This is a genomic window from uncultured Caulobacter sp. (assembly GCF_947036865.1).
Taxonomy (GTDB): domain Bacteria; phylum Pseudomonadota; class Alphaproteobacteria; order Caulobacterales; family Caulobacteraceae; genus Caulobacter.
Map to the genome: position 1 here is coordinate 1 of NZ_CAMQSF010000081.1, position 7,704 is coordinate 7,704.

Consider the following 7,704-nt stretch of genomic DNA (forward strand, 5'->3'; position numbering starts at 1 on the left):
GCTCGTCAGGCTCATAACCTGAAGGTCACAGGTTCAAATCCTGTCCCCGCACCCACAGGACCCGACCGATCTCGCGGCTTCGAGCCGACAAGGATCCGGTATCGTCGCGCCGAGATTTGCAATTAAGAGTGGCGTTTCGGCCACGCCCGCCGCCTGAAGCGCGAACTTTTCTGCGCTTCGCCGCCCTCTGGCCGATTTTCTCCGTTCAAAGCCCATAGCGCGTGGCGCGGTTTTGCGTCATGACTTCCGTTGGAAGGACGCGGGCCGACTATCAGCCCGTCGATTGAGGTGTTTGAGGATAATATGGCGAACGGTGTCGTTAAGTGGTTCAACCCGGCCAAGGGCTTTGGCTTCATTCAGCCCGAGGACGGCGGCCAGGACGTCTTCGTCCATATCGCCGCGGTTGAACGTTCGGGTCTGTCGGGCCTGAATGAAGGTGATCAAGTCGCGTACGAACTGGAAGAAGACCGCCGCTCGGGCAAGACCTCGGCGGGTCAACTGCGGGTCACCGGCCATGGCGCCGCGCCGGCCGGCGGCGCTGGCCGTGGCGGTCCGCGCGCTCCGCGCAGCTTCGACGGTCCGCGCGGCGGCGGCGGTGGCGGCGGCTTCTCGTCGGGCACCGGCGAGTCGGGCACCGGCGTCGTGAAGTGGTTCAACACCACCAAGGGCTTCGGCTTCATCCAGCCCGACAACGGCGGCGGCGACGTGTTCGTGCACATCTCGGCCGTGGAACGCGCCGGTCTGCGCGGCCTGAACGAAGGCCAGCAGGTCGGTTACGAGCTTGAACAGGACCGTCGTTCGGGGAAGACCTCGGCCGGCAACCTGCGCATCCTCTAAGCCTTCCAAGCGAAAGGCCGCCCCCGAGGGACGGCCTTTTCCAAGGTTCATGAAGGCCCCGCCGGCGCGATGCGCTGGTCGGGGCCTTTTTGCGTTTCCGGACAGGATCAGCCGGCCAGCCGCGCCCGCTCGGAGGCGGCCTGGTTCACCGCCAGGGCCGTCAGGTTGGCGATGCCGCGCGCGGTGACGCTGGGCACCAGCACGTGCAGCGGCTTGCTCATGCCCAGCAGGATCGGGCCAACCAGCAAGGACTCGGTCGCGGCGCTGAGCAGGGTCAGGCCGATATTGGCCGCGTCCAGCGTCGGCATGACCAACAGATTGGCCGAGCCCTTCAGCGGGCTATCGGCGACCAGGCGATCGCGCAGGTGCTGGCTGAGGGCGGCGTCGGCGTGCATCTCGCCGTCGACCTCGAGCTCCGGCGCCTGCTGGCGCAGCAGGGCCAAGGCCTCGCGCATCTTGCGGGCCGTCGGCGAATTGCTGGCCCCGAACGAGGAGTGCGACAGCAGCGCCGCCTTGGGCGTCAGGCCAAAGCGCCGCACGACCTCGGCCGCCAGCTGGGTGCATTCGGCGACCTGCTCGGCGGTCGGGTCGACGTTCACGTGGGTGTCGCAGAAGAACAGCGTGCCGTTGTCGAGGATCAGCGTCGACAGGGCGTAGACCCGGCTGACGTTCTCGCGGCGCGGAATGATCGGCAGGGCGTAGGTCATGTGCTGCCACCAGTCGCCGCTGCCGCCGACCAGGGCGGCCTCGACATAACCCGAAGACAGCAGCATCGACGCCGCCACCGTGCGGCGCCCCTCGACGCGGCGCTGGGCCGCGATCGGGGGCACGCCGCGTCGGCCCACCAGCTTCTGGTACTCGGCGACCAGCGGCTTGAAGAGGTCATGGTCGGCCTGCGGGTCGACGATCTCGACCTTGCCGCCGAGATCCAGGCGCAGGCCCATCTCGGCCACCTTGGCCTTGATGACCTCGCGGCGGCCGACCAGGACGGGATGGGCCAGGCCCTCGTCGACCACCGTCTGGACCGCGCGCAGCACGCGCTCGTCCTCGCCCTCGGCATAGGCCACCTTGACCGGCGCCTTGCGCGCGCGCTCGAAGACCGGCCGCATCAGCTGGCCCGAGCGATAGACGAACAGCTCCAGCTCGGCGAGATAGGCCTCGAAGTCGGCGATCGGCCGCGTGGCGACGCCGCTCTCCATGGCCGCCTTGGCGACGGCCGGGGCGATCTGCAGGATCAGGCGCGGATCGAAGGGCTTGGGGATGATGTACTGCGACCCGAACACCGGCGCCGCGCCGCCATAGGCCGAGGCGACCACTTCCGAGGCCTCGGCGCGGGCCAGCTCGGCGATGGCCTCGACGGCGGCGACCTTCATGGCCTCGTTGATCTCGCTGGCCCCGACGTCCAGGGCGCCGCGGAAGATGAAGGGGAAGCAGAGGACGTTGTTGACCTGGTTGGCGTAGTCGCTGCGGCCGGTGGCCATGATGGCGTCGGGGCGCGCGGCGTAGACGAGCTCGGGCAGGATCTCCGGCTCGGGATTGGCCATGGCCAGGATCAGCGGGTTGGGCGCCAGCAGCGGCAGCCATTCGGGCTTGAACACGCGCGGCGCCGACAGGCCCAGGAAGATGTCCGCGCCGGGCAGCACCTCGGGCAGGGTGCGGGCGTCGGTCTGGCGAGCATAGCGCGCCATGTTGTCGGGCATGTCGGGCTCGCGGCCGGCGTGCACCACGCCCTTGATGTCGGTCAGGGTGACGTTCTCGACGGGCAGGCCCATCGAGACCAGCAGGTCGACGCAGGCCAGGGCCGCGGCGCCGGCGCCCGAGGTGACCAGCTTGACGTCCTTCAGCGCCTTGCCCTGGACCAGCAGGGCGTTGCGGACGGCGGCGGCGCAGACGATGGCGGTGCCGTGCTGGTCGTCGTGGAAGACGGGGATGTTCATCCGCTCGCGCAGCTTGCGCTCGATGATGAAGCACTCCGGGGCCTTGATGTCCTCGAGATTGACGCCGCCGAAGGTCGGCTCCAGGGCCGCCACCACCTCGATGAAGCGGTCGGGATCCTTGGCGTCGACCTCGATGTCGAAGACGTCGATGCCGGCGAATTTCTTGAACAGGACGGCCTTGCCCTCCATCACCGGCTTGGAGGCCAGCGGACCGATGTCGCCGAGGCCCAGGACGGCGGTGCCGTTGGAGATCACGGCCACCAGATTGCCGCGCGCGGTGTAGTCGCGGGCGGTGTCGGGATTCTCGGCGATGGCGACGCACGGCGCGGCGACGCCGGGGGAGTAGGCGAGGGCGAGGTCGCGCTGGGTGGCCATCCGCTTGGTGGCCTCGATCGCCAGCTTTCCGGGCCGCGGCAGGCGGTGATAGTCCAGCGCCGCCTTGCGGAAATCCTCGTCCATTCGCTGTTCCTCTCGAAGCGCCGCGCGTCTTCGCGCGGCCCATCTGGCTCGGGGGCCGTCCAGGGTCTAGCTACCGGGGTTGGGGCGGTTTTCCAACCCCGCGCCGCCGACGGCGGGTGCGGAGCCGATCAGGGCTCTGACAAGTAATAATTCTATTATATATTGCCCGCGCTTCGGGCGCCGGTCGCCGTCTTGCGCGGCGCTTTCGCTTCGGCGGGAAGGCCAGGGCGCAAGGCGCTGGACAAGGGCGGCGAGGCGGGCCGAGCATCGCGTTGGGTCCAGGACAAGGGCGGATCATGAGCGGACTGACGACGCATATTCTCGATCAAGCGGCCGGAAGGCCGGCCGCCGGCGTCGCGGTGCGGGTGTCGCGTCGCGACGGTTCGACGGTCGAGCCGGTGGCGGAATTCCGCACCGATTCCGACGGTCGTGCGCGGCTTCTCGCCGTCGAGGACCTGCGCGTCGGCGGCTACCGCCTGGAATTCGCCATCGGCGACTATTTCAAGGCCTCGGGCCTGCCGCTCGCCGAGCCGCCGTTCCTGGACGTCGTGGTTATCGATTTCGCCGTCTCGAACCTAGAGCAGCACTGGCACGTGCCGCTGCTGGTCTCGCCGTACGGCTATTCCACCTACCGGGGCAGCTGATGGGCGACACGATCCGGTTCCTGCTGGACGGCGAGGTCCACGAGGCGCGCGGGGCCAACCCGACCACGACCTTGCTCGAACACCTGCGCGGACCGCTGCGGCGGACCGGCACCAAGGAAGGTTGCGCCGAGGGCGACTGCGGCTCGTGCACGGTGCTGGTCGGCGAAGCCGACGGCGACGGCGTGGCGTGGCGGGCGGTCAACAGCTGCATCCAGTTCCTGCCGATGCTGCACGGCAAGGCGCTCGTGACGGTGGAGAGCCTGGCGAAGGCCGGCGCGCCGCATCCGGTGCAGCGGGCGCTGGTCGAGCGGCACGGCTCCCAATGCGGCTTCTGCACGCCGGGCATCGTCATGTCGCTGTACGGCCGCGCGGTGCGGGCCAAGGGCGCGGAGGCGCCCCCGGCCGAGGTGCTGGCCGGGAATCTCTGCCGCTGCACCGGCTATGGTCCGATCCTGGAGGTCGCCAAGGGCGTGGCCGCCGAGACGCCGCCGGACGTCGATCTGGCGCGCGTCGCCGACGAGACGATGCTGACGCTGAGCTTCGAGGACGAGATCCACGGCGTCACCCGCCAGTGGTTCGCGCCGCGCACCGTCGATGAACTGGCCCAGACCTATTTGGACCATCCGGACGCGACGATCGTCGCCGGCGCGACGGACGTCGGCCTGTGGGTCACCAAGCAGCGGCGGCCGCTCCCGACCCTGATCAGCCTCGCCGAGGTCGCCGAGCTGAAGCGCCTGGAGGACGTGGGCGAGGCCCTGAGCATCGGCGCGGGCGTGCGCTATGTGGACGCCCTCGCGGCGCTCGGCGGGCTCTATCCGGAGCTCGGCGCGATGATGCGGCGGCTGGGCTCGACCCAGGTGCGCAACAGCGGCACGATCGGCGGCAATATCGCCAACGGCTCGCCGATCGGCGACATGCCGCCGGCCCTGATCGCGGCCGGGGCGACCCTGGTGCTGCGCCAGGGCGACGCGCGGCGCGCGCTGCCGCTGGAAGACTTCTTCCTGGACTATGGCAAGCAGGACCGCCGGCCCGGCGAGTTCGTCGCGGCGGTGCTGGTCCCGAAGCCGGCGGCCGGGCGGCTGTTCAAGGTCTTCAAGCTGTCCAAGCGGTTCGATCAGGACATCTCGGCGGTGTGCGGCGCGTTCTCTCTGGCGATCGAGGATGGCGTGGTCACCGAGGCGCGGATCGCGTTCGGCGGCATGGCCGGAACGCCGAAGCGGGCCCTGGCCTGCGAGGCGGCTTTGATCGGAGCGCCCTGGACCGAAGCGACGATCGAGACGGCGATGACCGCGCTCGATACCGACTATACGCCGATGAGCGACATGCGCGCCTCGGCGGCCTACCGCGCGCTGTCGGCCCGCAACATGCTGCGCAAGGTGTTTCTGGAGAGCCAGACGCCCGGCGCGGAAACCCGCGTGGTCCCGGAGAGCGCCCATGGCTGACTCCGCCGCGACCCCGCCGCGCGCCGAGACCGCGCCGTTCCAGGGCGTGCACGCCCCTCTGCCGCACGACAGCGCCCTGCGCCACGTGACCGGCTCGGCGATCTATATCGACGACCTGCCCGAGCCGGCCGGCCTGCTGCACCTGGCGTTCGGCCAGAGCGCCCGGGCGCACGCCAAGATCGTGCGGATGGACCTTTCGGCGGTCCGCGCCGCGCCCGGTGTGGTGCTGGTGCTGAGCGCGGCGGACATTCCCGGCGAGAACGACGTCAGCCCGGTGATCCACGATGATCGGCTGTTCGCTGACGGCGAGGTCTATTGCGTGGGCCAGAGCCTGTTCGCCGTGGCCGCGACCTCGCCGGCCGCCGCGCGCGCCGCCGTCACGAAGGCGATCATCGAGTACGAGGACCTGCCCGCCGCCATCGACATCGCCGCCGCCCGGGCGATGGACCTGAAGATCGAGGCCAGCCAGCGCATGGCGCGCGGCGACGCGCAAGGCGCGCTCGCGACCGCGCCGCGACGCGTCCAAGGGCGGTTCGCGATCGGCGGCCAGGACCACTTCTATCTGGAAGGCCAGATCGCGCTGGCGACGCCACGCGAGGATGGCGACGTCCATGTCTGGTCGTCCACCCAGCATCCCACCGAGGTGCAGCACCTGATCGCCCGCGTGCTGGGCAAGCCCGACCACTGCGTCACCGTCGAGGTGCGGCGCATGGGCGGCGGCTTCGGCGGCAAGGAGACCCAAGCCTCGCTGTTCGCCGCCGCCGCCGCTCTGGCCGCCGTCAAGAGCGGTCGACCAGTCAAGGCGCGGCCGGACCGCGACGAGGACATGGTCATGACCGGCAAGCGGCATGACTTCGAGGCGGCCTACGACGTCGGTTTCGACGACGACGGCCGGTTGACGGGCCTGTCGCTGGAGCTGTCCTCGCGCTGCGGCGCGACGACCGATCTCTCGATGGCGATCAACGACCGGGCGATGTTCCACGCCGACAACGCCTATTTCCTGCCGGCCGTGGAGATCCTCTCGCATCGCTACCGCACCCATACGGTGTCGAACACCGCGTTCCGGGGCTTTGGCGGGCCGCAGGGCATGATCGCCATCGAGCGGGTGATGGACGCGGTGGCCGCCGCGACCGGCCTCGATCCGCTGGAGGTGCGCCGCCGCAATCTCTATGGCGGCGAGGGCCGTAATCTCACGCCCTACCATCAGGTGGTGGAGGACAATGTCGCGCCGCAGCTGATCGACGAGCTGGCGGCCTCGTGCGCCTACGAGACCCGCCGCCGCGAGATCGAAGCCTTCAACGCCACCAGCCCCGTGCTGAAGAAGGGCATCGCCCTGACGCCGGTGAAGTTCGGCATCTCGTTCACCACCACCTTCCTGAACCAGGCCGGCGCCCTGATCCATCTCTACGCCGACGGCTCGATCATGCTGAACCACGGCGGGACCGAGATGGGGCAGGGCCTGAACATCAAGATCGCCCAGATCGTCGCCCAGGCCTTCCAGGTGGAGGTGTCGCGGGTGAAGATCACCTCGACCGTCACCGACAAGGTGCCCAACACCTCGGCCACCGCCGCCTCGTCGGGCGCGGACCTCAACGGCATGGCGGCGCTGAACGCGGCCGAGACGATCAAGGCGCGGCTCGTGGCCTTCGCCGCCGAGAAATGGGCCTGCCCCGAGCACGACATCGCCTTCACGCCGGACGGCGTGCGCGTCGGCGGCGAGACCTTCGACTTCGGCTGGTTCATCCGCCAGGCCTATCTGGCGCGGATCTCGCTGTCGGCGACCGGCTACTACGCCACGCCCAAGATCCACTATGACCGCGCCACCCATACCGGGCGGCCGTTCTACTATTTCGCCTATGGCGCGGCCTGCGGCGAGGTGCTGATCGACACGCTGACGGGCGAGATGAAGGTCACGCGCGCCGATATCCTGCACGACGTCGGCAAGTCGCTGAACCCGGCCATCGACCTTGGCCAGATCGAGGGCGGCTTCATCCAGGGCATGGGCTGGCTGACGACCGAGGAGCTGGTCTATGACGCGCAAGGCCGCCTGCGGACCCACGCGCCGTCGACCTACAAGATCCCGACCATCGGCGACCGCCCGGCGCATCTGGACATCCGCCTGTGGAAGGCCGGGCGCAATGTCGAGGCGACCGTGCACCGCTCCAAGGCCGTGGGCGAGCCGCCGCTGATGCTGGCGATCTCGGTGCATTCGGCGATCACCCACGCCGTGGCGAGCTTGGGGAATTATCGCGTGCTTCCGAACCTCGACGCGCCGGCGACGCCGGAGGCGATCCTGATGGCCTGCGAGGATGTGCGGAGGCGGGGCGATGCCTAGGTGTCGAAGCTATGAAGGTTGTTCACCCGGAGGCGGGCTTGAACGAAGCT

The 7,704-nt window shown here is 69.5% G+C and carries 5 protein-coding genes and 1 pseudogene; 5 read left to right on the forward strand and 1 reads right to left on the reverse strand.

Annotated elements, in window-relative coordinates; genetic code table 11:
- Nucleotides 1–303: 303 nt before the first annotated feature.
- Nucleotides 304–507: pseudogene (locus Q0V34_RS20365) on the forward strand (cold-shock protein); the annotation flags it as partial.
- A 135-nt stretch (nucleotides 508–642) separates the two neighbouring features.
- Nucleotides 643–837, forward strand: coding sequence for a cold-shock protein (locus tag Q0V34_RS20370; RefSeq protein WP_035017693.1), 195 nt, complete (start codon nucleotides 643–645; stop codon nucleotides 835–837).
- Nucleotides 838–944: 107 nt separating this feature from the next.
- Here Q0V34_RS20370 and Q0V34_RS20375 read toward each other — a convergent pair whose 3' ends face one another.
- The gene (locus Q0V34_RS20375) at nucleotides 945–3,233 is read right to left on the reverse strand and encodes an NADP-dependent malic enzyme (protein WP_297516120.1); all 2,289 of its coding nucleotides are present in this window, start codon (nucleotides 3,231–3,233) and stop codon (nucleotides 945–947) included.
- A 296-nt stretch (nucleotides 3,234–3,529) separates the two neighbouring features.
- Between Q0V34_RS20375 and uraH the strand changes: the two genes are divergently transcribed.
- Genes uraH through xdhB form a run of 3 tightly spaced genes read left to right on the forward strand, consistent with a single transcriptional unit; the run spans nucleotide 3,530 to nucleotide 7,654 of the window.
- Nucleotides 3,530–3,877 (forward strand): hydroxyisourate hydrolase, encoded by a 348-nt coding sequence (uraH, locus tag Q0V34_RS20380; RefSeq protein WP_297516122.1) that lies wholly within the window; start codon nucleotides 3,530–3,532, stop codon nucleotides 3,875–3,877.
- A complete protein-coding gene (gene xdhA, locus Q0V34_RS20385; RefSeq protein ID WP_297516125.1) occupies nucleotides 3,877–5,319 on the forward strand; it encodes a xanthine dehydrogenase small subunit in 1,443 nt (480 codons plus the stop codon). Before uraH ends, xdhA begins: the two co-directional genes overlap by 1 nt.
- Nucleotides 5,312–7,654 carry a xanthine dehydrogenase molybdopterin binding subunit gene (xdhB, locus tag Q0V34_RS20390; protein WP_297516127.1) on the forward strand — a complete coding sequence of 781 codons (2,343 nt, stop codon included), beginning with the start codon at nucleotides 5,312–5,314 and terminating at the stop codon, nucleotides 7,652–7,654. The genes xdhA and xdhB overlap by 8 nt, the downstream gene beginning before the upstream one ends.
- Nucleotides 7,655–7,704 lie beyond the last annotated feature (50 nt).